This window comes from Rhodococcus sp. LMD (genome assembly GCF_056108245.1).
The window spans coordinates 51,964-75,743 of sequence record NZ_CM148557.1 but is presented as its reverse complement, the minus strand read 5'-3'; the positions used below and the strand labels follow the sequence as shown (position 1 = coordinate 75,743).

The 23,780-nt window shown below is 70.1% G+C and carries 18 protein-coding genes; 12 read left to right on the top strand and 6 right to left on the bottom strand.

Annotated elements, in window-relative coordinates:
• The first annotated feature begins 7 nt into the window (after positions 1 to 7).
• The 9 genes from kdpA to ACWPQI_RS00295 all read left to right on the top strand — a co-directional run bounded on the left by kdpA (position 8) and on the right by ACWPQI_RS00295 (position 12,626).
• Positions 8 to 1,708, top strand: coding sequence for a potassium-transporting ATPase subunit KdpA (gene kdpA / locus ACWPQI_RS00335; protein WP_017681112.1), 1,701 nt, complete (start codon positions 8 to 10; stop codon positions 1,706 to 1,708).
• Positions 1,705 to 3,795 (top strand): potassium-transporting ATPase subunit KdpB, encoded by a 2,091-nt coding sequence (kdpB, locus tag ACWPQI_RS00330; protein WP_040273148.1) that lies wholly within the window; start codon positions 1,705 to 1,707, stop codon positions 3,793 to 3,795. Before kdpA ends, kdpB begins: the two co-directional genes overlap by 4 nt.
• Before the next feature lie 5 nt (positions 3,796 to 3,800).
• A complete protein-coding gene (locus ACWPQI_RS00325) occupies positions 3,801 to 4,460 on the top strand; it encodes a potassium-transporting ATPase subunit C (protein ID WP_010595499.1) in 660 nt (219 codons plus the stop codon).
• 7 nt (positions 4,461 to 4,467) lie between these two features.
• Positions 4,468 to 7,002 (top strand): sensor histidine kinase, encoded by a 2,535-nt coding sequence (locus ACWPQI_RS00320; RefSeq protein WP_010595498.1) that lies wholly within the window; start codon positions 4,468 to 4,470, stop codon positions 7,000 to 7,002.
• Positions 6,999 to 7,679 carry a response regulator gene (locus ACWPQI_RS00315; RefSeq protein ID WP_010595497.1) on the top strand — a complete coding sequence of 227 codons (681 nt, stop codon included), beginning with the start codon at positions 6,999 to 7,001 and terminating at the stop codon, positions 7,677 to 7,679. The genes ACWPQI_RS00320 and ACWPQI_RS00315 overlap by 4 nt, the downstream gene beginning before the upstream one ends.
• 148 nt (positions 7,680 to 7,827) lie before the next feature.
• On the top strand, positions 7,828 to 11,127 hold the full coding sequence (lysX, locus tag ACWPQI_RS00310) for a bifunctional lysylphosphatidylglycerol synthetase/lysine--tRNA ligase LysX (protein WP_099528101.1): 3,300 nt from the start codon (positions 7,828 to 7,830) through the stop codon (positions 11,125 to 11,127).
• 69 nt (positions 11,128 to 11,196) lie between these two features.
• Positions 11,197 to 11,796, top strand: coding sequence for a histidine phosphatase family protein (locus ACWPQI_RS00305; RefSeq protein WP_064066394.1), 600 nt, complete (start codon positions 11,197 to 11,199; stop codon positions 11,794 to 11,796).
• Between the two features lie 182 nt (positions 11,797 to 11,978).
• Entirely contained in the window at positions 11,979 to 12,323 is a 345-nt protein-coding gene (locus tag ACWPQI_RS00300; RefSeq protein ID WP_010595494.1) for a YtxH domain-containing protein, read from the top strand.
• Positions 12,324 to 12,470: 147 nt separating this feature from the next.
• Positions 12,471 to 12,626: a hypothetical protein gene (locus tag ACWPQI_RS00295; RefSeq protein WP_003936594.1), complete on the top strand. Its 156-nt coding sequence runs from the start codon at positions 12,471 to 12,473 to the stop codon at positions 12,624 to 12,626.
• A gap of 2 nt (positions 12,627 to 12,628) precedes the next feature.
• Here ACWPQI_RS00295 and ACWPQI_RS00290 read toward each other — a convergent pair whose 3' ends face one another.
• A complete protein-coding gene (locus ACWPQI_RS00290; RefSeq protein WP_010595493.1) occupies positions 12,629 to 12,985 on the bottom strand; it encodes a hypothetical protein in 357 nt (118 codons plus the stop codon).
• Positions 12,986 to 13,051: 66 nt separating this feature from the next.
• On the opposite strand from ACWPQI_RS00290, the gene ACWPQI_RS00285 reads away from it, so the two are divergent.
• Positions 13,052 to 13,609, top strand: a complete 558-nt coding sequence (locus ACWPQI_RS00285; RefSeq protein ID WP_064066395.1) for a helix-turn-helix domain-containing protein — start codon at positions 13,052 to 13,054, stop codon at positions 13,607 to 13,609.
• Positions 13,610 to 13,631: 22 nt separating this feature from the next.
• Here ACWPQI_RS00285 and ACWPQI_RS00280 read toward each other — a convergent pair whose 3' ends face one another.
• Entirely contained in the window at positions 13,632 to 13,925 is a 294-nt protein-coding gene (locus ACWPQI_RS00280; protein ID WP_010595491.1) for a putative quinol monooxygenase, read from the bottom strand.
• Between the two features lie 62 nt (positions 13,926 to 13,987).
• Here ACWPQI_RS00280 and ACWPQI_RS00275 point away from each other — a divergent pair, with 62 nt between their 5' ends.
• Together ACWPQI_RS00275 and ACWPQI_RS00270 are read left to right on the top strand one after the other, a co-directional pair.
• The gene (locus tag ACWPQI_RS00275; RefSeq protein WP_040273141.1) at positions 13,988 to 14,902 is read left to right on the top strand and encodes an SDR family NAD(P)-dependent oxidoreductase; all 915 of its coding nucleotides are present in this window, start codon (positions 13,988 to 13,990) and stop codon (positions 14,900 to 14,902) included.
• Positions 14,903 to 15,088: 186 nt separating this feature from the next.
• On the top strand, positions 15,089 to 15,550 hold the full coding sequence (locus ACWPQI_RS00270; RefSeq protein WP_010595489.1) for a 2-thiouracil desulfurase family protein: 462 nt from the start codon (positions 15,089 to 15,091) through the stop codon (positions 15,548 to 15,550).
• A gap of 7 nt (positions 15,551 to 15,557) precedes the next feature.
• On the opposite strand, the gene ACWPQI_RS00265 is transcribed toward ACWPQI_RS00270, so the two are convergent.
• From ACWPQI_RS00265 to gltB, 4 genes are all read right to left on the bottom strand, one after another.
• Positions 15,558 to 16,451: a cutinase family protein gene (locus ACWPQI_RS00265; RefSeq protein ID WP_230831591.1), complete on the bottom strand. Its 894-nt coding sequence runs from the start codon at positions 16,449 to 16,451 to the stop codon at positions 15,558 to 15,560.
• Positions 16,452 to 16,563: 112 nt separating this feature from the next.
• Positions 16,564 to 17,361, bottom strand: coding sequence for a YncE family protein (locus tag ACWPQI_RS00260; protein WP_225223008.1), 798 nt, complete (start codon positions 17,359 to 17,361; stop codon positions 16,564 to 16,566).
• 157 nt (positions 17,362 to 17,518) lie between these two features.
• Positions 17,519 to 18,970, bottom strand: a complete 1,452-nt coding sequence (locus tag ACWPQI_RS00255) for a glutamate synthase subunit beta (protein ID WP_010595485.1) — start codon at positions 18,968 to 18,970, stop codon at positions 17,519 to 17,521.
• A complete protein-coding gene (gene gltB / locus ACWPQI_RS00250; protein ID WP_010595484.1) occupies positions 18,963 to 23,558 on the bottom strand; it encodes a glutamate synthase large subunit in 4,596 nt (1,531 codons plus the stop codon). The genes ACWPQI_RS00255 and gltB overlap by 8 nt, the downstream gene beginning before the upstream one ends.
• Between the last annotated feature and the right edge of the window lie 222 nt (positions 23,559 to 23,780).

The following is a 23,780-nucleotide window of genomic DNA, read 5'->3' as shown; positions in this document are numbered from 1 at the left end:
CGATCCGATGACTCCAGCTGTTGCCGCGGGACTGCAGATCGCCCTGGTCGTCGCAGTCCTGGCATTGGCATACGTTCCGCTCGGTGACTACATGGCGAGGGTCTACACGACCGACACCGACCTCCGGTGGAAGGACCTGCGGATCGAGTCGCTGATGTACCGGGTGTGCCGGATCGATCCCCGCGCCGAGCAGACCTGGTACGGATACGCCGCAAGTGTGCTCGGCTTCTCCCTGGCGAGCGTGCTCTTCTTGTACCTCCTGCAGCGCGTTCAAGGCATCCTGCCGCTGAGCAACGGGCTGGCGGGGGTGAGCCCGGCCGTAGCGTTCAACACGGCCGTCTCGTTCGTCACCAACACCAACTGGCAGTCCTACGTGCCCGAGACGACGATGAGCCCACTCACCCAGTCCGCCGGGCTCGCGGTGCAGAACTTCGTCTCGGCGGCGGTGGGGATGGCGGTCGTGACCGCCCTGATCCGTGGTCTGGTGCGCGTCGGACGCGGCGGCGAGATCGGCAACTTCTGGGTGGACCTGGTCCGCGGGACCCTGCGGATCCTGCTACCGCTGGCATTCGTGATCGCCCTGATCCTGCTGAGCCAGGGCGTGATCCAGTCGTATCGCAGCGGCTTCACCGCGACCGGACTGGACGGCGACACGGTCACGAACGCGCTCGCGCCGGTTGCCTCGCAGGAGGCGATCAAGGAACTCGGCACCAACGGCGGCGGCGTCCTCGCCGCGAACTCGGCGCACCCGTTCGAGAATCCCACCCCCGTCACCAACATCGTCGAGATCCTCGCGATCCTGCTGATCCCGGTGGCGCTGACGCGCACGTTCGGCACGATGATCGGCAACCGACGGCAGGGCCTGACCGTCCTCGGCGTGATGGCGGTGCTCTACGGCACCGTCCTGGCGGTGGCGCTGGCCGCCGAATCCGGTACGCGGGGTGTGGCGGCGAACGCCGCCGGCGCGATGATGGAGGGCAAGGAAGTCCGGTTCGGGATTCCCGGTTCGGTGCTGTTCGCGGTGTCGACCACCGGCACGAGCACCGGTGCGGTGAACTCGGCGCACGACAGCATGTCCCCGCTGGGCGGCGGGGCCGTTCTGCTGAACATCCTGCTCGGCGAGATCGCGCCCGGCGGCGTCGGCACCGGCCTGTACGGCATGCTGGTGCTCGCGGTGCTCGCCGTGTTCGTCGGGGGCCTGCTCGTGGGGCGCACCCCCGAGTTCCTCGGTAAGAAGCTGCGCAGGCGCGAGATCACCCTTGCCGCGCTGACGGTCCTGGTCATGCCGGCCCTGGTACTCGTCGGCACCGGAATCACGGTGATCCTCTCGCCCACCACCGGGTATCTCGGCAACTCCGGGGACCCGGGCACGCCGGGCGCGATCCACGGCTTCACCGAGGTGCTCTATGCCTATGCCTCGGCGTCGAACAACAACGGCAGCGCGTTCGGCGGACTGACCGTCACGAGCGATTGGTTCCAGTCCTCGCTGGGGATGTGCATGCTGCTCGGGCGGTTCCTGCCGATCGTGTTCGTCCTGGCTCTGGCCGGCTCGCTCGCCTCCCAGCGGCGCACCCCGGCCGGGGCGGGCACGCTGCCCACCACCGGTGTGGCATTCGCCGGGCTGCTCACCGGAACCGTCGTACTGGTTGCGGCTCTCACCTTCTTCCCGGCCCTGGCCCTGGGCCCCGTCGCGGAGGCACTGCATTGACCGTCGATGTTCATTCCCACCGGGAGACGATCGCCTCCCGCCCGCATCGTGTCGGCGGGGGCGTGTTCAGCCCCCGTCAGCTGGCAGACGCCCTGCCGGGAGCGATCCGCAAGCTCGATCCCCGGCATGTGGCGCGGAATCCGGTGATGTTCGTCGTGCTGGTCGGGTCGGCGGTCGCCACCGTCGCGGCGATCGTCGAACCCACCCTGTTCGCCTGGTCGATCGCGGCGTGGCTGTGGTTCACCGTGCTCTTCGCCAACCTCGCCGAGTCGGTCGCCGAGGGGCGAGGCAAGGCGCAGGCGGCGAGCCTGCGAAAGGTCAAGCAGGACACGGCAGCCCGTCGCCTCACCGGTCCGGCCGCCGAGGAATCCGTATCGGCCACCGAGCTGCGCGTGGGCGATCTCGTCGTGGTGGAGACCGGTGGGACGATTCCCGGGGACGGCGACGTGATCGAGGGCATCGCCACGGTCGACGAGTCGGCGATCACCGGAGAATCCGCCCCGGTGATCCGCGAGTCGGGCGGCGACCGGTGCGCCGTCACCGGCGGCACCACCGTGCTCTCCGACCGCATCGTCGTGCGGATCACCGCCCCACCCGGGCAGACCTTCGTGGACCGGATGATCGCTCTCGTCGAAGGCGCCGCCCGGCAGAAGACCCCGAACGAGATCGCCCTGAACATCCTTCTCGCGGCGTTGACGATCGTGTTCCTGCTCGCGGTGGTCGCGATCGCTCCGATGAGCGCGTATGCCGGTGTCGAGCAGGGACCGGTCGAACTGATCGCGCTGCTGGTGTGCCTGATACCCACCACGATCGGAGCCCTGCTGTCCGCGATCGGCATCGCCGGCATGGATCGGCTGGTGCAGCGCAACGTGCTGGCCATGTCCGGCCGTGCCGTGGAGGCCGCCGGGGACATCGACACCCTGCTGCTGGACAAGACCGGAACCATCACCTACGGCAACCGCCGCGCCACCGCACTGCACCCGGCTCCCGGCATCACGGATGACGAAATAGCTTCCGCGGCAAGGATGTCGAGCCTGTCCGACGGTACCCCCGAGGGACGCAGCATCGTCGAACTCTGCGCCGAGCGGTACCACCTCGATCCGGGGCCGTCGGACGCCGAGCGCTCCGCCGAGTTCGTCGCCTTCACCGCGCACACCCGGATGAGCGGCCTCGACACCGTCGCCGACGCGGACACCCCGGTCCGAATCCGCAAGGGGGCCGCCGATGCGGTGAGCCGCTGGGTGGCCGAGGAGGGCGGACGGACGCCCGACGCGGTGAGCGCCGTCGTCGACGACATCGCCCGCGTCGGCGGAACGCCTCTGGTGGTGGCCCGGTGCGACGCCCGGGGCGCGTCGGTGGTCGGCGTCGTCGAACTGTCCGACGTCGTCAAACCGGGCATGGCACGGCGGTTCGCACAACTGCGCGCGATGGGCATCCGCACGGTGATGATCACCGGGGACAACCCGCTCACCGCGCGGGCGATCGCGGCCGAGGCGGGGGTCGACGACTACCTGGCCGAGGCGACTCCCGAGGACAAGCTGGCGCTGATCCGCTCGGAACAGCAGGGCGGACGGCTGGTCGCGATGACCGGCGACGGAACCAACGACGCGCCCGCCCTGGCACAGGCCGACGTCGGGGTGGCGATGAACACCGGCACCTCCGCGGCCAAGGAGGCGGGGAACATGGTCGACCTCGACTCCGATCCGACGAAGCTGATCGAAGTGGTCGAGATCGGCAAGCAGCTGCTCATCACGCGCGGGGCACTGACCACCTTCTCCCTGGCCAACGACCTGGCGAAGTACTTCGCGATCCTGCCCGCCCTCTTCAGCGGGATCTATCCGCAGCTGGCGGGGTTGAACATCATGGGACTGGCCACCCCGCAGTCCGCGATCCTGTCGGCGGTGATCTTCAATGCCCTGGTGATCGTGGCGCTGATACCGCTGGCCCTGAAGGGTGTGCGGTACCGGCCGGCGAACGCGTCGTCGCTGCTGGGGCGGAATCTGCTCGTCTACGGCCTCGGTGGGGTGATCACCCCGTTCGTCGGGATCTGGCTGATCGACCTCGTGGTGCGTCTGGGAATCGGGTGACACGGATGGGATTCGGGAACTTCTTCGCAGGATTGATCCGGCAGGTGCGGGCCGGCCTGCTGATGCTGGTCGCACTGACCGTGATCGTCGGAGCGGCCTATCCGGCGACGGTATGGGTGGTGGGACGACTCGGTGCGGCGAGCGCCGAGGGTTCGGCGCTGACCGACGCGAACGGGTGCGTGGTCGGCAGCCGGCTGATCGGCGTCGATCCGCAGGTCGCCGTCGGTGAGCCCGACCCGTTCTTCCACACGCGCGTCGTCGGCTCGGTCGCCGGCGGGGACGCATTCACCCCGGGCGACCCGGCCGCCGCCCTGCCGTCCAACCAAGGCCCCGGCAGCGAGGTGCTGGCCGCCTTCGTCGACGAGCGGCGTGCGGCGATCGCCGCACGCGAGCAGGTGCCGCCGCAGGCCGTTCCCGTCGATGCGGTCACCGGATCCGGCTCCGGCGTCGACCCCCACATCTCCCCTGCCTACGCCGCGGTGCAGGTGCCGCGGGTCGCGCGGGTCACCGGCATCCCCGAGCAATGGGTCCGCGAGCTGGTCGCCGCGCACACCGAGGGCCGGCAACTCGGGTTCCTCGGCGCCGAACGAGTGAACGTGCCCGAGCTGAACGTGGCCCTGGGACTGACTGCACCCGACTGCGACGAGGTCCCCTCGGGTGGATGATGGCGTCGTGACCGGTACCGCACGCACCGCCGTCCCCGAGGCGTCGCGCCGGGGACGGCTGCGGATCTACCTCGGTGCCGCCCCCGGCGCGGGAAAGACGTTCGCCATGCTGGGGGAGGCCCATCGGCGAATCGGCCGAGGCACCGACGTGGTGGTGGCGATCGTGAACACGCACGGGCGGGCGCGCACCACCGAGCAGCTGGCCGGCCTCGAGATCGTCCCGCCACGGCGGATGACGTACCGCGACACCGTGTTCGACGAACTCGACCTCGACGCCGTGCTGGCCCGCCGGCCGGCGGTCGCCCTGGTCGACGAGCTCGCCCACACCAACGTGCCGGGCAGCCGGCACACCAAACGCTGGCAGGACGTCGAGGAACTGCTCGACGCGGGCATCGACGTCCTGTCCACGGTCAACATCCAGCACCTCGAGTCCCTCAACGACGTCGTCGAGCAGATCACCGGCGTGGTGCAACGCGAGACCGTGCCCGACGACGTCGTACGGCGCGCCGACCAGGTCGAGCTCGTCGACATCACCCCGCAGGCGCTGCAGCGGCGTCTCGCGCACGGCAACGTCTACGCGCCGGAGAACGTCGATGCCGCGCTGCGCAACTACTTCCGCGAAGGGAACCTGACCGCCCTGCGCGAGATCGCCCTGCTGTGGCTCGCCGATCAGGTCGACCTTGCGCTCGCGAAGTACCGCGGCGAACACGCCATCACCGACACCTGGGAGGCCCGCGAGCGCGTCGTCGTCGCCGTCACCGGCGGGCCCGAATCGGAGACCCTGGTGCGCCGGGCCAGCCGCATCGCCGCCAAGGCGAGCGCGGAGCTGATGGTCGTGCACGTCGTCCGGGGCGACGGCCTCACCGGTGTCTCGGCGCCGCAGATGGGAAAGGTCCGGACCCTCGCCGCGAGTCTGGGCGCCAGCCTGCACAGCGTCGTCGGCGACGACGTGCCCACCACGCTGCTCGACTTCGCGCGGGAGGTGAACGCGACCCAGCTCGTGCTCGGCACGTCGCGGCGCCCGCGATGGGCCCGCATCCTCGACGAGGGCATCGGGGCGGCGGTCGTCCGCGACTCCGGCAGGATCGACGTGCACATGGTGACCCACGAGCACACGGCCCGAGGCCCGAAGATGGCGTTGCTGGGCCGCCACGAGCGGCGACTGCAGTCCTGGATCGCGGCAGCCGTCATCCCCCTCGTCGCGACCGCCCTGATGGCCGTGATCGACCGCCTCACCGGGGTGGCCGGCCAGAACGCGTTGTTCTTCGTCGTCGTGCTCGCCGTCGCCCTGTTCGGCGGAATCGGCCCCGCCGTCGTCGCGGCCCTGCTGTCCGGCCTGCTGCTCAACTTCTTCTTCACCGAACCGCGCTACAGCTTCACCATTGCCGAACCGGACAACTTCGTCACCACCGTGGTGCTGCTCGTCGTCGCCGTGGCGGTCGCCGCGCTGGTCGACGCCGCCGCGGCCCGGGCCCGCGAGGCGCGGCTCGCCGCGCAGGAGGCCGAACTGCTCGCCCTGTTCGCCGGCGCTGTGCTGCGCGGCGCGAACGTCCACAGCTTGCTCGACAAGGTCCGCGAGACCTACGGGCAGTCCGGTGTCGCGATCCTGCGTTCCGAGAACGGCCGCCGCCACGTCGTCGACCGCACCGGAACCACTCCGCCCGCCTCGGTCGACGAGGCCGATACCGTGTGCGAGATCGACGACGGCCGTCTTGCGCTACTGCTGTCCGGCCCAGGATTGCGACCCCGCGACCGCCGGATCCTCACCGCGGTCACCGGGCAGATCGCCGGGTTGATCCGCCAGGACGAACTCACCGCCGAAGCGGCGAAAGCCTCGGCCCTGGCCGAAACCGACCGTCTACGGCGGCTGTTGCTGTCGGCGGTGAGCCACGACCTGCGCACCCCGCTCGCCGCCGTCAAGGCCGCCGTGTCCAGTCTGCGCAGTACCGACGTCGAATTCTCCGCCGAGGACACCGCGGAGCTGCTCGCGACGATCGAGGAGTCCACCGACCAGCTCACCGCCCTCGTGTCGAACCTGCTCGACTCCTCTCGGCTCGCGGCCGGGGTGGTCACGCCCGTCCTGCAGCCGCTCTACCTCGACGAGGTGCTGCACCGGGCCGTGGTCACGCTCTCGAGCGGCGGCCCGGACGCCGCCCGCCGGGTGCGCGAACGACTCGAGGTCGACGTCGGCGACACGATGGTCGAGGCGGACAGCGGCCTGCTCGAACGAATCCTGGCCAACCTTCTCGACAATGCCCTGCGCTACGCGCCGACCGGCCCGATCCGGGTCGGTGCCGTCACTTCCGGTGACCGCACCACCGTCACCATCGCGGACTGCGGTCCCGGCCTCGGATCCGGCGACGCCGGCAACGTCTTCCCACGAATCGGCGACCACCGCAGCGGCGGGGCGGGGCTCGGATCGACCGTCGCGCGAGGATTCGCCGAAGCGATGAGCGGAACCGTCACCACCACCGAGACACCCGGCGGCGGGACGACCATGGTCGTCGAACTCGCGTCCGCGCAGCCGAGGGTGCCGCGATGACCCGCATACTCGTCGTCGACGACGAACCACAGATCCTGCGCGCGTTGCGCATCAACCTCACCGCACGCGGGTACGAGGTGATCACCGCCGGTGACGGACGCTCCGCCCTGCGGGCCGCCGCCCAGCAGCGTCCCGACGTGATCGTCCTCGACCTCGGACTACCCGACCTCGACGGGATCGAGGTGCTCGCCGGGCTGCACGGCTGGTGCACCGCCCCGGTCATCGTCCTCTCGGCACGTACCGATGCCCTCGACAAGGTGGCCGCTCTCGATGCCGGAGCCGACGACTACGTCACGAAGCCGTTCGGGATGGAGGAGTTCCTCGCCCGCATCCGCGCCGCGGTCCGCCGAGCCGGCACCATCTCGGGCACGACCGAACCGGCGATCGACACCGACGACTTCACCGTCGACCTCGCCGCGAAGAAGGTCACGCGCGACGGCGCACCGGTTCACCTGACTCCCACCGAGTGGGGGATGCTCGAGGTGCTGGTGCGCAACCGCGGAAAGCTCGTCGGGCAGCGCGAACTGCTGGAAGAGGTGTGGGGACCGTCCTACACGACCCAGACCCATTACCTGCGGGTGTATCTCACGCAGCTGCGGCGCAAACTCGAGCCCGATCCCGCCCATCCCCGGCACCTGCTCACCGAGCCGGGGATGGGATACCGCTTCGAACCTTGAGGCAGACCGCCCGAGTCGAAGTCGACGGTCCGAGCGGCACAGGACGGACGGCACAGGGCGGACGGCACGGGGCGGACGGCACGACGGATTCGCACCGAATTGTCGGTTCCGACCGGTACGAGGTCCTGCGCGGCGCTACCGTCGACGCATGTCAGCGGACGTTGCTGCGGCACCTGCGGCGCACCCCCACCTGTCTGCCCGGCCCCGCGGCCGCCTGAACTCGGTCCCGCACGTGGCGGGCCTGACCCTCGGGATCTTCGCCCTCGCGGTGGCGCTGTGGTCGCTCTCCCCCACCCTGCGCTACTTCGTCCACACCCCACGCGAATACGTCGACACCTACCTGTTCGACGCCCCCGACACCAGCCTGTCGTATGCACTGGTGCTCGGTCTGCTCGCGGCGGCCCTGGCCAGTCGCAAGCGGATCGCATGGTGGATTCTCACCGTGTACCTGGCCGGATTCGCGATCTACAACGGGTACGTGGCGGTGTCGGAGCGCGATATCGGCGCGGCGATCGGTCTCGTGGTGCAGGTCGCGGTGGTGGGGATCCTGCTCGCGGCGTACCCGGAGTTCTACACGCGGGTCCGTCGCGGCGCGGTGTGGAAATCGCTGGGTGTCCTCGTCGCCGGCCTGGCCGTCGGGACACTGATCGGGTGGGGCCTGGTGGAGCTGTTCCCCGGCACCCTGCCGTCCGACGAGCGGTTGCTGTGGGCGGTCAACCGGGTCACCGCCCTGTCCCTGCTCGACAACGATCAGTTCAGCGGGCGCCCACACGGATTCGTCAACACCCTGCTCGGCCTGCTGGGGGCGCTGGCGCTGATCGCGGCGGTGATCGTGCTGTTCCGGTCGCAACGGGCGACCAACGCACTGACCGGGAACGACGAATCCGCCATCCGGGGCCTGCTCGAGCGGAACGGCGACGATTCGCTGGGCTACTTCGCGACCCGGCGCGACAAGGCGGTGGTCTTCGCGCCCAGCGGTAAGGCCGCGGTGACCTACCGCGTGGAGGTCGGGGTGTGTCTCGCCAGTGGGGATCCCATCGGAAATCCGGAGGCGTGGCCGCACGCGATCGACGAGTGGCTCGCGCTCGCCCGGGGGTACGGCTGGGCGCCGGCGGTGATGGGGGCGAGCGAGGCCGGCGCCGGCGCCTATCGCCGGGCCGGTCTGTCGGTCCTGCAACTCGGCGACGAGGCCGTTCTCCACACCACGGGGTTCTCGCTGTCCGGCCGGGAGATGCGGCCCGTACGCCAAGCCGTGACGCGTGCGCACAAGCAGGGCGTGACGGTGCGTATCCGCCGGCACCGGGACGTTCCCGAGGCCGAAATGGCGCAGGCGATCCGCCTTTCCGACGACTGGCGCGACACCGAGACCGAACGCGGATTCTCGATGGCGCTCGGCCGGCTCGGGGATCCGCTCGACGGCCGGTGCGTGCTCGTGGAGGCGACGGTTTACGGCGAGGTGGTGGCGTTGCTGTCCCTCGTCCCGTGGGGCGCCGACGGGGTCTCGCTCGATCTGATGCGGCGGAATCCGCAGGCCCCCAACGGTGTCGTGGAGATGATGGTGTCGGAACTCGCTGCTCACGGCGGCGAGTTCGGGATCACCCGGATCTCGTTGAACTTCGCGGTGTTCCGCTCGGTGTTCGAGGAGGGCGCACGGATCGGCGCCGGTCCGGTGCTGCGGCTGTGGCGTTCGGTGCTGGTGTTCTTCTCCCGCTGGTGGCAGCTCGAGGCGCTGTACCGGTCCAACGTGAAGTACCAGCCCGAGTGGGTGCCCCGGTTCCTGTGCTTCGCCGACAACCGGGTGCTGCCCCGGGTCGGGATCGCGTCGGCGATCGCCGAGGGCTTCCTCACGCTGCCCAGCTTCGGCCGGGAGCGGAGCGCCCGCCGCCACACCGGAACCCAGACGTCCGCTCCTCCGGCGCTCGTCGAGACCGGCGCCCTGCGTGACGACGGCGGCGCCCCCGCCACCCTGCCGGCGCCGGAGTCGCGCACCGGACCCCGCCGTCCGGAGCAGGTGCGGGTGCGGATGGCGAAGCTCGAACGGCTCGAGGAGGCGGGCGTCGACCCGTATCCGGTGGCGAACCCGCCGTCGCACACCTGCGCGGCGACGGTGACCGCACCCGAGGGCACCGCGGTGCGGATCGCCGGTCGTATCCTGCGACTCCGCGACTTCGGCGGCGTGCTGTTCGCGGTGCTGCGGGACTGGTCGGGGGACGTGCAGATCCTGGTCGACCGCAGCCGCGTCGGCGGCCGCCGGTTCGTGTTCGACCTCGGCGACCTCGTCGAGGTGAGCGGGGTGACGGGCCGCAGTCGCAGCGGCGAGCTCTCGGTGCTCGCGGAGGACTGGCGGCTCGACGGCAAGTGCCTGCACCCGCTGCCCGACAAGTGGCGCGGCCTGACCGATCCGGAGGCTCGGGTGCGGCAGCGGTACGTCGACCTCGCGATCAACCGCACCGCGCGCCGGTTGCTCGCGGCGCGTAGCGCGGTGGTGCGGTCGCTGCGCGAGCAGCTGCAGGCGCGGGGCTACCTCGAGGTGGAGACCCCGATCCTGCAGCCCGTGCACGGCGGCGCCAACGCCGCCCCCTTCACCACCCACATCAACGCCTACGACCTCGACCTGTACCTGCGGATCGCACCCGAGCTGTACCTCAAACGCCTGTGCGTGGCGGGCATGGAACGGGTCTTCGAGATCGGCCGGGTGTTCCGCAACGAGGGGGCGGACTTCAAGCACAATCCGGAGTTCACGATTCTCGAGGCCTACGAGGCGCACGCGAACTACGAGGTCATGCGGGTGCTGGCCCGCGAGCTGATCCAGGCCGCGGCCGTCGCGGCCCACGGGCGTGCGGTGATCGTCCGGCCCGGCCCCGACGGGACGCCCGTCGAGATCGACATCTCCGGCGAGTGGCCGGTGAAGACGTTCCACGGGGCGGTCTCGGACGCCCTCGGCACCGAGATCGACGCGCAGACCCCGGTCGAGGAGTTGCGCCGGCTGTGCGACGAGCACGAGATCCCGTACAGCCCCGAGTGGGACGCCGGTGCCACGGCGCAGGAGATGTACGAGCACCTCGTCGAATCCCGCACCGAATTCCCCACCTTCTACACCGACTTCCCCACCTCGGTGTCGCCGTTGACGCGCCCGCACCCGACGAAACCGCTCGTCGCGGCGAAGTGGGACCTCGTCGCCTGGGGGATCGAACTCGGCACGGCCTACAGCGAGCTGACCGACCCGATCGACCAGCGGGCCCGGCTCACCGAGCAGTCGCTGCTCGCCGCGGGGGGCGACGAGGAGGCGATGGAACTCGACGAGGACTTCCTGCAGGCGCTCGAACACGCCATGCCGCCCACCGGGGGTCTCGGCATGGGGGTCGACCGGATCGTCATGCTGATCACGGGCGGCAGCATCCGCGAGTCCCTCGCCTTCCCCCTCGCCAAGCCCCGCGCACGCCGGTGAGCACCCCGGTTTCACGTGAAACACCGGGTCGACCGAGCGCGCGATCGGTCGTCGTGCGATCGTGGTGACGTGCAGCTTCTCCTGATTCGACACGCCCTACCCGAGATCTCCCGGGTCAGCGAGGGACGCGCCGACCCGTCGCTGACCGAGGAGGGCCGCGCCCAGGCCGCGCGGCTGCCGACCGCGCTCGAGCCCTACCGGATCGCGCGGGTGTTCAGCAGCCCGCAACGCCGCGCCCTGGAGACGGCGGCGCCGCTCGCCGAGACCCGCGGGCTTCCCGTCACCCGGCTCGAGGGCCTGGCGGAGTACGACTACCACCTCGACCACTACATTCCGTTCCACCTCGCGCAGGAGCTTGCCCCGGACGCCGTGGCACGCATCCGCGCAGGTCACCTTCCCGACTTCGTAGATGCGGACGAATTCCGCACCCGCGTTCTCGCCGCCACCCAGCACATCGTCGACACCTGCGCGCACGACGACACCGTCGCCGTGTTCGCCCACGGCGGCGTCGTCAACGTCCTGCTCCAGGACCTGCTCGGGCTCGACCGGCCGCTGATGTTCCCCATCGAGTACACATCGGTGACCCGCATCCTCGTCTCCCGCAACGGTGCCCGGCGGGCAGCCTCGGTCAACGAGACCGGGCACGTGCGCGACATGCTGCGCGTCTGATCCGTTCGCCGCAACCGGTGTGAACCGGCTCGGATCCGGGTATCGGTACGACGTGGGCGGAATCGCGACGAGGCGGCCGCCGCGAGGGCGTGGCAGCCGGGCGGAAGGTAGCCGTCGGGCCACGACCGCCGGCCGGTGTCGACGACGCCGGGCCCCCGAGATTCGACGAGCAGGAGATTGCCATGATGAGAGCTCTGACCTTCGCCGCCGGTGCCGCCGTGGGCTTCGTGCTGGGCACCAGGGCCGGGCGTGAGACCTACGAGAAGATGCGCGATCAGTCCGTTCAGCTGTGGAACAAGCCCGAGGTACAGCAGAAGGTCACCGAAGCGAAGGAGACCGTGCAGGAGAAGGCGCCCCAGGTGCAGGAGAAGGCCGGCGACCTGGCGAAGAAGGCCGCCGAGAAGGCGAACATCTCGGGAGGCGGCAACATGGCACCCGACGCCGCCGGCGGCGGGCCGGCCGTGACTCCCCCGGCCGCGGGCGCACCGATCGTCCCGCCTCCGAACGAGGGCAAGCACTCCCTCTAGCGGCCGGACGCAGACCGGCCCGGTGCCGCATCGGGTGAATTCCGGTGCGGCACCGCCGGGTGTAGTCGCGTTCCGAACGGGTACTCCGACCGCGTACAACGGAACGGCTCACCCCGACACGATCCCCCGATCGACACAGGAGGCGACATGACGCGACCCGACGGCGACGGCGACCCCGCCACCGCGGACACCGACAGCGGGTCCCGAGGTGCCGACGACGACGTCCTGTCCGATCCGGCCGAATGGGCCGGGGAAGGCGGCGCCACCGACGAGGGCCCGTCCACCGACGTCGAGAACGGCTGAGATCAGGCGCGCGCCGTCCGGGTTCGCAGCCGCTCGGCCCACTGCTCGGCGTCGTCCATACCGATCACCAGGGCGTCGCGCGCGTGTCCCGACAGTTCGACGCGCAGGGCGGGCTGTCCGCGCCGCACGGCGACGAGTTCGTTGCGTCCCCGCGCGCGCCAGGTGCCGATCTTGCGGGCACCCGGCAGCCCGAGGCCGGGAGCGCGCATTCCTCGCGTCGCGGCGAGACCGTCGGCGTGGACCTCGACGTCCCGGATGGCATCCAGGGGGACGTCGACGTCGCGGATCAGTCCCGCGATCTTCTCGAAGCGCGTGAAGCGCAGCGTCAGGACTCCGTGGTCGATGCTCAGCGTCGTCATGGCTCCCATTGTTCTCATTGCTGAGAACAATGTCAATCGTGAGAACATTGACGGGTGAGAGGAGACATGACCACCGCGGAACTGCTGTTGCATCCGGTGCGCCTGCGGATCGTCCAGGCGCTGCTCGGCGACCGCACCGCCACCACCGCGCAGCTACGTGCCCTCATCGACGACGTTCCCGCCGCCACCCTCTACCGGCAGATCGCGACGCTCACCGGCGCCGGAGTCCTCGACGTCGTCGCGCAGCGCCGCGTCCGCGGCGCGGTCGAACGCACCTACCGTCTCGTCGCCGAACGCGCGCACATAGACGGGCAGGAGGCGGTGACGATGAGCGCCGAGGACCATCGGCGTGCCTTCCTCGCCTTCACCGCGCAGCTGCTCGCCGACTTCGACGCGTACCTCGACGATCCCGAGCGACGGGATCCGGCCGAGGACGTCGTCGGATACCGGCAGGCAGCCCTCGATCTGACCGACGAGGAGGCCCTCGCCCTGGTCACCGAGATGCGGCAGCTGCTGACGCGCTACCTCGAGCTGGGCCCCGGCCCGGGCCGGCGCCGGCGGCTGCTGAGCACCGTCGTCGTACCGGCCCGCGACGTGTCGGGTCAGGAATCCGGGGAGCGATGACCGGCCGGCTCGGTCGTACCGGCTACGCGACGGCCGTGAGCGGATGGATCACCGGCGCCGCCGCGAGGTGCTCCCCCACCGTCGCCAGGGCGGACGTGACGTGCCGGGAGGTCATGTGCGCGTCGAGCGCCTCCTGACCCGACCAGACCTCGACCGTCACGAATGTGCCTGGCGCCGAGCCGGATTCGAAAAGTTCGTACGAGACGCAGCCGTCCTCGTCGCGACTCGCCGCGGCCAGCGCCACCAGCGCGCCCCGCACCGCGTCCTCCGAACCGGGCTTCGCCGGAATGGTCGCCACCACACGCAGTTCCGTCATTTCTCGACGGTACCGCGCGCGGCAGCCGTGCACGAGCGGCTCGGACGAGGAAGATGGTGCCCATGAGATCGCGGATCGCGGAGATGCGTCGATGGCGCGCAGGGACAGTGGTCCATCAGCGCCTGCACGACCTGACCGGGACGCTCGTCGTGGTCACCGGGGCGGGCAGCGGTATCGGCCGCGCGACGGCACGGGCGTTCGCCGACGTGGGGGCGATCGTCGTGGTCGCCGACCGCAACGTCGACACCGCCCGCGCCACCGCGGAGCTGCTCAACGCGCCCCTCCCCGGCGCCGGCGGCTCGCGAGCGGTCTTCGGTGGCGGGGCGCACGCCTACGAACTCGACGTCGCCGACGAGGAGCAGGTGCGGCGGTTCGCCGCGACGGTCCGTTCCCAGCACGGCGTGCCGGACGTGGTCGTCAACAACGCCGGAATCGGCGTGATCGGCACGTTCACCGCCACCCCGCAGGAGACGTTCGAGCACGTCATGGACGTCAACTTCTGGGGCGTGGTGTACGGGTGCCGGGCGTTCGGGGACCAGATGCTCGAGCGCGGCACCGGCGGGCACATCGTCAACGTCGCCTCGGCGGCCGCGTTCACCCCGCAGAAGAGCCTCGTCGCCTACTCGACGAGCAAGGCCGCGGTCCTGATGTTCACCGAGTGCCTGCGGGCGGAACTGATGGTCCACGGGATCGGGGTGAGCGCGATCTGTCCGGGGCTCGTGGGCACGAACCTGGTTCCCGGTGCCGAGATGGTGGGCCTCGGCGCACCGGAGCAGCGCACGCTCCGCGAGCGGGTCACGGCGCTGTACCGCACGCGCAGCTATCCGCCGTACAAGGTCGGCGAGGCGATCGTCGCCGCGGTGCGGCACAACCGGGCACTGGTGACCGTGACGCCGGAAGCGAAGACCCGGCGGTGGGTGAGCCGCCTCGCCCCGGAGGCGATGCGATTCGGTGCCCGCTTCGAGCCGGACCGCTGAGCGCCGCGCGTCCCCGCCCGTGCGCGGCGAACTCGATCGTTGTCGGCGGCGGCCACGCACCGCTCAGGAGATGACCGTGGACGGGTACCGCCGTGCCCGGAACCGTGGTCACCGGGGAGAGCCGGACCGGGCGGTGGGGCCTCTCCGGGCGGAGTCCCGGCTCGGGCCTGCCGGTAACCTGACCCTGTGCCGGATCGTCCGATTCTCGTCAGTGCCTGCCTGGCCGGCGTGCCGTGCCGGTACAACGCGGAGGCCCGGCCGGACGAGGACGTGGTCGCCGACGTGGCCGCCGGACGCGCGATCGCCGTGTGTGCGGAGGTGCTGGGCGGACTCCCCACGCCGCGCCCACCCGCCGAGATCGTCGGCGGCGACGGTCGAGACGTCCTTGCCGGCCGAGCACGCGTCGTCACCGACACCGGAGCGGACATGACCGATCCGTTCGTCCGTGGGGCCGAGATCGTCGCCGGGATCGCCGCCGAGCACGACGTGCGCGAGGCGGTCCTGCAGGCACGCAGTCCCTCCTGTGGCTGCGGAGCGATCTACGACGGAACGCATTCGGGGACTGTGACCGACGGCGACGGCGTGCTCGCCGCTCTGCTCGCCGCGCGCGGCATCACCGTGCGCGCGCGACGCGGCTCGCGGACCTGACGGCCCGTCAGACCTTGGAAGCCAGCCAGTTCCGCAGCCACGTCGTGGCCGAGGTGCCGTTCGGTTCGACCGCGTAATTGGTGTAGTCCTGGTGGATCTGCGACTCGTAGAACTTCCGGATCTTGATCTCGCGCTCGTCGTTGGCCTGCTCGGTGAGCTGGGACTGCAGGATGGGGAGCCCGCCCGCGCTCATCAGATCCAGGTAGATCGCGTCGGCCTCGGCACGGTACCGGTCGACGGCGGACGGGTCGCCCCCGGAGGCCATCGCGAGGAAACCCGCAGCGCGGGTGACGAAATCGTCCTTGGGCGTCGAGCAGTACAGGTCGCCGACGGCGCAGAAGGTGCGGACGTCGCCGCTGACGAACCCGAACCCGCCGATGCGGGGCCCGCCGGCGCCGTTGCCCGCGACGGGCGGTCCGATCAGGATGTCCGCCTCGGAACGACGGGGGTCGGAGAGCAGGCCGACCGCGGCGAGCCGATGCGGCGGGACCACTCCGAAGCCGGTGCCGATCTCGGCGGCGAGATCGCCGGCCGCGTCGGCGCCCTGGCTGTAGCCGACGAGCGCGAACCGCGCCTCGGGGCACGCGGCCGCCGTCGCGGCGACGATGCCGCGGGCATTGTCGACGGCCTGCTGCCGCGACACACCGTAGACCTCGCCCTCCCACGGGAACGCCGTCGCGGCGTACCGGACGTAGTCGACCCGGGCCCCGGGGGGAAGATTGGAGGTGACCGCCGCGAGCATGCCGTTGCCTCGCTGCGGTGCAGGCGTGTTCGACGTTTCCCACGTGCCCGGCACGGCGACGACCTGGAGCTTCGGGCACCCGGCCGGATCGGCCTGGACCGCGGGAGCCGTCACCGCCGACCCCACTACGGTGGCCGCGGCGACCGCTACCAGCGTCAACACACTTCTCAGCCCCACCGCAGCCCCCTGAGGTCTCCTGCCGATCTCGACGTCGTCACGAAATGATGCACATGCAATATGACACAGAGATGAACGAGACGGGAGACCCCCTTTACTCCCGCAGGACGGTCACCGCTCCCCCGCCGATGTTGGTGACGAACACGTTCCCCGCCCCGTAGTCGACGGCCGTCCCCACGGTGCCGCGGTCGACGACTCGTTGCAGCTGCCCCGGACGGTCCACGACGGTCACCGCCGAGGCGCCGATGTTGGTGACGAAGACGTTGCCGGTCAAAGGATCCGTGACCACGACACCGGGAGGCAGCACCTCCGGCGGCAGCGGACCGGCCGCCGCATCGTGGTCCGCGACCGTCACGTGGCCGGCGCCGATGTTCGTCACGTAGACACCGTCCGTACCGGCGTCGAGCGTGAGTTCCGGGGTGAGATGCGCGAGCGGCGAGGCCGCCGGGCTCGGCGCGGACGGCGGGGGACCCGCCAGGACCCGATCGCGGTCGACGGTGACCGTACCGACGCCGAGATTGGTGACCGCGACGTTGCCGTTACCGCCGTCCACACGCATCTCCACCGGCGCGCCGGACGGCGCCGCAGCGGCGGCCGGGTGCGGTGGAACGGACACGGACACGGCACCCGGCCCCAGGTTGGTGATGCACGAATTACCCGCTCCCCCATCGACTCCGAGAAGTCGCAGGCCGTCGTACCCGGCCACCGGCGGCGCCTGCGGAACGCCGTCGACGGTCACGGCACCGCCGACGTTGCGCACACATTCGCCGGGGACCTGCGCCCCCGCTGGGGCGGCACTCAGGGCCGCCACGGTCCCGGCGCCGAGGATGCCCGCCGCAAGTGATCGTCTCGTGATGCGGTGACCCCTGCGCATCGTGATGCGGTGACCCATGCGCACGACCATAACGCGCGAACCGTCCCGAACGGACGAAACGGGAAGGGCGCGCCCACCGGATTTCCGGCGGGCGCGCCCCGCGCGCTCAGCGCTGTCGCAATCCAGCGCTCAGCGCTGTCGCAATCCAGCGCTCAGCGCTGTCACATTCGAGCGCTCAGCGCTGCGGCATCGTGGTGGTGGTGATCGGCGAAGGGAGCACCGTCGCACCCTCGAGGTATTGATCGACCGCCGCGGCGCAGGAACGACCCTCCGCGATGGCCCACACGATGAGCGACTGGCCGCGGCCCATGTCACCGGCGACGAAGACGCCGTCGACGTTGGTGGCCCATTCCTTGGAGCGGGCGACGTTGCCGCGCTCGTTGAGGTCCACGCCCAGGTCGGTGAGCAGGCCCGGCTTCTCGGGGCCGACGAAGCCCATGGCCAGGAGCACCAGGTCGGCTTCGAGCTCGAAGTCGGTCCCCTCGACCTTCTCGAAGCGGCCGTTCACCATCTTCACCTCGTGCGCCTTCAGGGCGGCGACCTTGCCGTCCTTGCCGACGAACTGCTCGGTGTTGACGGAGAACACGCGCTCGCCGCCCTCCTCGTGCGCGGAGGACACCCGGTACATCAGCGGGTAGGTCGGCCACGGCGTCGATTCGGCGCGCTCCTCCGGGGGGCGCGGCATGATCTCGAACTGGTGCACGCTGGCCGCGCCCTGACGGTGCGAGGTGCCGAGGCAGTCGGCGCCGGTGTCACCGCCACCGATGATGACGACCTTCTTGCCCTTCGCCGTGATGGTCGGCTCCGGCAGGTCGCCGAGCTGCACCCGGTTGGCGATCGGCAGGAACTCCATCGCCTGGTGGATGCCGTCCAGCTCACGCCCGGGAATCGGCAGGTCGCGGGCCTCGGTGGCGCCACCGGCGAGCACGACCGCGTCGAACTGCTCCCGCAGCTGATCGGCAGTGATGTCGACACCGACGTTCACGCCCGTCTCGAAGACGGTGCCCTCGGCCTCCATCTGCGCCAGACGGCGATCGATGACGGCCTTCTCCATCTTGAACTCGGGGATGCCGTAGCGCAGCAGACCACCGATGCGGTCCTCGCGCTCGAACACGGTCACCGAGTGGCCGGCGCGGGTGAGCTGCTGCGCCGCAGCCAGACCCGCCGGGCCGGAGCCCACGACCGCGACCTTGCGGCCCGTCAGCTTCGACGGCATGACCGGTGCGACCCAGCCCTCGTCGAAGGCCTTCTCGATGAGTTCGACCTCGACCTGCTTGATGGTCACCGGGTCCTGGTTGATGCCCAGGACGCAGGAGGCCTCACACGGCGCGGGGCACAGCCGGCCGGTGAACTCCGGGAAGTTGTTGGTGGCGTGCAGGCGTTCGATGCCGTCGTTCCACTTGCCCTTGTAGGCCAGGTCGTTCCACTCGGGAATCAGGTTTCCGAGGGGGCAACCGTTGTGGCAGAACGGGATACCGCAGTCCATGCAGCGGCTGGCCTGGACCTGGAGGGTGTCGAGCGGGAACGGCTCGTACACCTCCTTCCAGTCGAGCAGCCGCAGCGGAACGGGCCGGCGAACCGGCGTCTCCCGCGAGCCGTGCTTGAGGAAGCCGCTTGGATCACCCACGAGCCGCCTCCATGATCGCCTCGTCCACGTTCGCGCCTCGAATCTCGGCGTCCTTGATAGCCATGAGTACCTTCTTGTAATCGCGAGGCATGACCTTCGCGAAGTGGCTGACCTGCTGCGACCAGTCGGCCAGGATGCGGGCTGCAACCTCGGAGCCCGTTTCGTCACGATGGCGCTCGATGGCGCCCTTGAGCCAGAGGAAGTCCTCGCCCTCGAGGTCCTCGAGATCGACCAGCTCGGTGTTCAGGTTCGCCTCGAAATCGCGGTCCGGGTTGTACACGAACGCGACACCGCCGGACATGCCGGCGCCGAAGTTGCGGCCGGTCTTGCCCAGGATGACGACCTTGCCGCCGGTCATGTACTCGCAGCCGTGGTCGCCGACGCCTTCGACGACGGCCGTGGCACCCGAGTTGCGCACCGCGAACCGCTCACCCGCCACGCCGCGGATGAGGGCCTCGCCACTGGTGGCGCCGAACAGGATCACGTTGCCGGCGACGATGTTGTCCTCGGCGACGAAGCCCGGCGCCGCGTTGAGCGGCGGGCGGACGACGATCCGGCCGCCGGACAGGCCCTTGCCGACGAAGTCGTTGGCGTCGCCGAACAGCCGCAGCGTGATGCCCTTGGGCACGAACGCGCCGAAGCTGTTGCCGGCCGAACCGGTGAACGTGATGTCGATCGTGTTGTCCGGCAAGCCTTCCCCGCCGTACACCTTGGTGAGCTCGTGGCCGAGCATGGTGCCGACGGTGCGGTTGACGTTGGCGATCTTGGTCTCGATCGTCACCGGCGTACCCGACTCGAGAGCAGGCCGCGCCTGGGTGATGAGCTCGTTGTCGAGCGCCTTGTCCAGCGCGTGGTCCTGTTCCTTGGTGCAGTGCAGGTCCTGCTCGCAGAAGATCGGCGAACGGGTCTGCTCGAGCAGCGGCGACAGGTCCAGCTTCGAGGCACGGTAGTGGTCGACGGCCTTGGTGGTGTCGAGCATGTCGACGCGCCCGATGGCCTCGTCGAGGGAACGGAAGCCCAGCTCGGCCAGGTACTCGCGCACCTCTTCGGCGATGTAGAGCATGAAGTTCTCGACGAACTCCGGCTTGCCGGTGAAGCGCTTGCGCAGCACCGGATTCTGCGTCGCCACACCCACCGGGCAGGTGTCGAGATGGCACACGCGCATCATGATGCAACCGGACACCACCAGCGGAGCGGTGGCGAAGCCGAACTCCTCACCGCCGAGCAGGGCGGCGACGACGACGTCGCGGCCGGTCTTCATCTGCCCGTCCACCTGCACGACGATGCGGTCGCGCAGACCGTTGAGCAGCAGCGTCTGCTGCGTCTCGGCGAGACCGAGCTCCCACGGCGCACCCGCGTGCTTGAGCGAGGTCAGGGGGGACGCGCCGGTGCCGCCGTCGTGACCGGAGATCAGCACCACATCGGCGTGCGCCTTCGACACACCCGCCGCGACGGTGCCGACACCGATCTCGGAGACCAGCTTCACGTGGATGCGGGCCTGCGGGTTGGCGTTCTTCAGGTCGTGGATCAGCTGCGCGAGATCCTCGATCGAGTAGATGTCGTGGTGCGGCGGGGGCGAGATCAGGCCCACACCCGGCGTCGAGCCACGCACCTCGGCGACCCACGGGTACACCTTGTGCGGCGGCAGCTGCCCGCCCTCACCCGGCTTGGCGCCCTGCGCCATCTTGATCTGGATGTCGGTGCAGTTGGTCAGGTAGTGCGCGGTGACACCGAACCGGCCGGAGGCGACCTGCTTGATCGCCGAGCGCCGCCAGTCGCCGTTCTCGTCCGGGGTGAAGCGGTCCGGATGTTCGCCGCCCTCACCGGAGTTCGAGCGGCCGCCGAGACGGTTCATCGCGATCGCGAGGGTCTCGTGCGCCTCCGCGGAGATCGAGCCGTAGCTCATCGCGCCCGTGGAGAACCGCTTGACGATCTCGCTGGCCGGCTCGACCTCCTCGAGCGGCACCGCCGGGCGCTCTCCCGTGCGGAACTCGAACAGGCCGCGCAGCGACGCGAGCCGCTCCGACTGGTCGTCGACGAGCTGGGTGTACTCCTTGAAGATCGAGTACTGCCCGGTGCGGGTGGCGTGCTGGAGCTTGAACACCGTGTCCGGGTTGAACAGGTGGTACTCGCCCTCGCGGCGCCACTGGTACTCGCCGCCGACCTCGAGCTCGCGGTGGGCGTGCTCGGAGGGACGGTCCATGAAGGCGAGCGAGTGCCGGGCGGCGACGTCCTGCGCGATCTCGTCGAGGCCGATGCCGCCGAGCTGCGACTGCATCCCGGTGAAGTACTCGTCGACGATCTCCTGCGAGAGGCCGATCACCTGGAAGAGCTGGGCACCGGTGTAGGAGGCGAGGGTGGAGATGCCCATCTTGGACATCACCTTGAGCACGCCCTTCGACGCGGCCTTGATGTAGTTCGCGAGGGCCTTGTCGAGGGTGATGCCGTCCGGCAGGTCGCCGTTCTGCAGCAGCTCGTCGATGGTCTCGAAGGCCATGTACGGGTTCACCACGGCCGCACCGAAACCGCACAGCGCGGCGATGTGGTGCACCTCGCGGGCGTCGCCGGCCTCGACCAGCAGCCCCACCTTGGTGCGGGTCTTCTCGCGGACGAGATGGTGGTGCACCGCCGAGGTGAGCAGCAGCGACGGGATCGGCGCGAGGTTCTCGTCGGACTCCCGGTCCGAGAGCACGATCAGGCGAGCGCCCCCGTCGATGGCCTCGGAGACCTGGCCGCGGATGTTCTCGAGCGCGCGGCGCAGGCCCTCGCCGCCCTCGGCGACGGGGTACAGACCGCGGATGATGACGCTGTTGAAGCCGGGGAACTGCCCGTCGTCGTTGACGTGGATCAGCTTCTGCAGGTCGTCGTTGTCGATGACCGGGGCCGAGATCAGGATCTGCCGGCACGATTCGGCGGTGGGGTTCAGCAGGTCGCCCTCGGGGCCGAGCATGCCGCCGAGGCTGGTGACGACCTCTTCCCGGATCGCGTCGAGCGGCGGGTTGGTGACCTGCGCGAACAACTGCGAGAAGTAGTCGAACAGCATGCGCGGACGCGAGGAGAGCACCGCGATGGGAGTGTCGGTGCCCATCGAACCGAGCGCCTCACCGCCCGTCGCCGCCATCGGCTTGACGAGGAGGTGGACCTCTTCGTTCGTGTAGCCGAACACCTGCTGGCGCAGCACGACCCGCTCGTGGGACATGTAGGTGTACTTGCTCTCGGGCAGATCCTCGAGCCGCGCGATGCCCTGGTCGATCCACTCCTGGTAGGGGTGCTCGGCGGCGAGGGCGCTCTTGATCTCCTCGTCGTCGATGATGCGGCCCTGCGAGGTGTCGACGAGGAACATGCGGCCGGGCTGCATGCGCAGCTTGCGCACGACCTTCTGCGGCTCGATGTCGAGCACGCCCACCTCGGAGGCCATGACGACGAGGCCGTCCTCGGTGACCCACACCCGCGACGGGCGCAGGCCGTTGCGGTCGAGGACGGCGCCGACGACGGTGCCGTCGGTGAAGCACACCGACGCCGGGCCGTCCCACGGCTCCATCAGGGCAGCGTGGTACTCGTAGAACGCGCGGCGGGCCGGGTCCATGGACTCGTGCCGCTCCCACGCCTCGGGGATCATCATGAGCACGGCGTGCGGCAGGCTGCGGCCGCCGAGGTGCAGGAGCTCGAGCACCTCGTCGAAGCGGGCGGTGTCGGACGCGCCCTCGGTGCAGACCGGGAAGATCTTGTCGAGCTTCTCGCGGCCGCCGAACACGTCGGAATCGATGAGCGCCTCGCGGGCACGCATCCAGTTGGCGTTGCCGGTGACGGTGTTGATCTCGCCGTTGTGGGCGACGCGGCGGAACGGGTGCGCGAGCGGCCACGACGGGAAGGTGTTGGTGGAGAAGCGCGAGTGCACCAGGCCCAGTGCCGACTCGACGCGCTCGTCCTGCAGATCGCGGTAGAAGCCCTCGAGCTGCGGCGTGGTGAGCATGCCCTTGTAGACGAAGGTCGACGCCGACAGGCTGGGGAAGTACACCGTCTCGCTGCCGGGGCCGTCCTGGCCGGCGCCCTCGCTGCCGAGCTCGTGCTCGGTGCGCTTGCGGACCACATAGGCCCGGCGCTCGAGGTCTAGACCGCCGAGGGTGCGGTCGGGCGAGGTGAGGAAGATCTGACGGAAGCTCGGCATGGCCTGCTTCGCCAGCGTGCCCAGGTCGGAGGGGTCGACGGGAACCTCGCGCCAGCCGAGGACCTGCAGGCCCTCCTCGGCGACGATCGCGTCGACGGCGGCGACGGCCTCGTCGGCGGCCTTCTCGTCCTGGGGCAGGAACGCGATACCGGTGGCGTAGAAGCCGGCGGGCGGCAGGTCGAAGTCGACGACCTCACGGAAGTAGCGGTCCGGAACCTGGATGAGGATGCCGGCACCGTCACCGGTGTTGGACTCGGAGCCCGCGGCACCGCGGTGCTCGAGGTTCACCAGCGCGGTGATCGCCTTCTCCACGATGTCCCGGCTGCGGCGACCATGCATGTCGACGACGAATGCGACACCGCAGGCGTCGTGCTCGTTCGCCGGGTGGTAGAGCCCTTGCGGCCCGGGAAGATGCTTCATACCTAGCCTTCGTTGCGTTTGATTGCAGCGACGACCAGCAGCGCTGATGGCCATCTACTTGCGTGAGCAAGTACCGACACGTGGTGGATCGGCACCGATCACCGTTCAGTATCCGCCCTTCCGCGACGATGCGGGTGCCCTTTTTCGGCAGCTCGGGCCGGATCTCCCGGTCGGCTTGGACGTCGTGTGTCCACCGTGTTGCGTACAACGATATGTCAGCCG

Coding starts and splice junctions, on each gene's coding strand:
- ACWPQI_RS00285 (WP_064066395.1), top strand. CDS start 13,052: ATGACCACCGCGGAACTGCTGTTGCATCCGGTGCGCCTGCGGATCGTC.
- ACWPQI_RS00300 (WP_010595494.1), top strand. CDS start 11,979: ATGATGAGAGCTCTGACCTTCGCCGCCGGTGCCGCCGTGGGCTTCGTG.
- kdpA (WP_017681112.1), top strand. CDS start 8: ATGACTCCAGCTGTTGCCGCGGGACTGCAGATCGCCCTGGTCGTCGCA.
- gltB (WP_010595484.1), bottom strand. CDS start 23,558: ATGAAGCATCTTCCCGGGCCGCAAGGGCTCTACCACCCGGCGAACGAG.
- ACWPQI_RS00325 (WP_010595499.1), top strand. CDS start 3,801: ATGGGATTCGGGAACTTCTTCGCAGGATTGATCCGGCAGGTGCGGGCC.
- lysX (WP_099528101.1), top strand. CDS start 7,828: ATGTCAGCGGACGTTGCTGCGGCACCTGCGGCGCACCCCCACCTGTCT.
- ACWPQI_RS00280 (WP_010595491.1), bottom strand. CDS start 13,925: ATGACGGAACTGCGTGTGGTGGCGACCATTCCGGCGAAGCCCGGTTCG.
- ACWPQI_RS00315 (WP_010595497.1), top strand. CDS start 6,999: ATGACCCGCATACTCGTCGTCGACGACGAACCACAGATCCTGCGCGCG.
- ACWPQI_RS00290 (WP_010595493.1), bottom strand. CDS start 12,985: ATGACGACGCTGAGCATCGACCACGGAGTCCTGACGCTGCGCTTCACG.
- ACWPQI_RS00260 (WP_225223008.1), bottom strand. CDS start 17,361: ATGGGTCACCGCATCACGATGCGCAGGGGTCACCGCATCACGAGACGA.
- ACWPQI_RS00275 (WP_040273141.1), top strand. CDS start 13,988: ATGAGATCGCGGATCGCGGAGATGCGTCGATGGCGCGCAGGGACAGTG.
- ACWPQI_RS00295 (WP_003936594.1), top strand. CDS start 12,471: ATGACGCGACCCGACGGCGACGGCGACCCCGCCACCGCGGACACCGAC.